The 1370-nt window shown below is 24.5% G+C and carries 1 protein-coding gene; it reads right to left on the reverse strand.

Translation table 11 applies throughout. From position 1 onward, the window contains the following. Window positions 1–1370: hypothetical protein (locus tag ARA19_RS17695; protein WP_197276531.1), on the reverse strand; the 1370-nt coding region annotated here is incomplete at both ends.

Here is a 1370-nt window from a genome sequence, read left to right on the forward strand (position 1 = left end):
TTGATTATTTATTGTTTTAAATCCATAATTTAAATCACCTATAGCTACATTAACATTTCCACTAACAGGTGCTTCATATACCTTTCCATCTAAAATAACCCTTACATATAATTTATTTGTTCCTGTTTCATTGATTAATTGCTCTGGTGTTATTATTGCTTGGAATCCATTATAATTTTCCTTGTTATTTGAATACCAATTTACATTTACTCCTGGTGTTACGGAAAGAACTTTTCCTTCTTTATTTTTACTTATAAGTTCCATTTTTGTTCCCTTTGGTATATCTTTTCCTGTATTAACTTCTAAGTTCATTACATATCCATAAGGTAGCCAATATCCATCCTTAAAAACTCCTTGAATAGAATCAATACTTGAAACTTGTCTATTCTTCTTGCTTATTACTATATTATCCTCAGCATTTACCCCTATATTATAATCCATCGATGTATTTAAAATAAAATTTTTAGTATTTTCTATTGGTAAATTATAAATATGACCTTTGTAATTTACTTCTATTTCAAAAGTATACTCTTCTCCTGCCTTTAACTTACTTAATACTGAATTAGTAATTATTCCTTGAAATCCTGAATAATTATCTTTATTTTCTGAATACCAATTCATTGATACACAATTTACTTTATCTACAATATTTCCACTTGCATCTTTTACTACTAATTTTCTTGTATTTACTTTGCTAAATATATCATTATCTAAATTTATATTTCCATTAAGAACATAACCAAAATCAGTGAAGTATCCTGTTTCATAAGTTCCTACATTTAATGTTTTTTCAATATTTCTCTCTATAGTTAAATCACCATTTTCATTACTTACTCTATATTCTTTATTAGATAGTTTTATATTATTAACAATAGGTACTTCTTTTCCATCAACTTCAATATAAATACTATATATTTCATTAGGATTTAATTTAGATAATTGTTCTTTTGTAAATATACCTTGGTATCCTGAATAATTATTTTTATTTGTTGAATACCAGTTTACAGCTACAGTATTGCTACTTGTTACTATATTTCCTTTGAAATCTTTTATAATTATTTCTTTTGGAGTATCTTTACTTAACACTTCATTATCTAAGTTAATATTTCCATTTATAACAAGACTACTATAATCCCAGTATATATTTTCTGAGTTTGACTTTAGACTATTTACTGTATTGTTAGCTTGTTTATCTTTTAATTCTTTTAAATGATAAACAATATTCATATTGTTACCTAAATAATATTTAGGTAACTGATTAATATCAGTCTTTACTCCATTAACTGTTACATAATCAATATGATAATTTTCTAAAGTTGGTATACTTTCATTTTCAATAGAATCACCAATTAATCCTGTTTCTTTATAAT

It is taken from the genome of Clostridium massiliamazoniense, from assembly GCF_001403635.1.
GTDB classification, from domain to species: domain Bacteria; phylum Bacillota; class Clostridia; order Clostridiales; family Clostridiaceae; genus Sarcina; species Sarcina massiliamazoniense.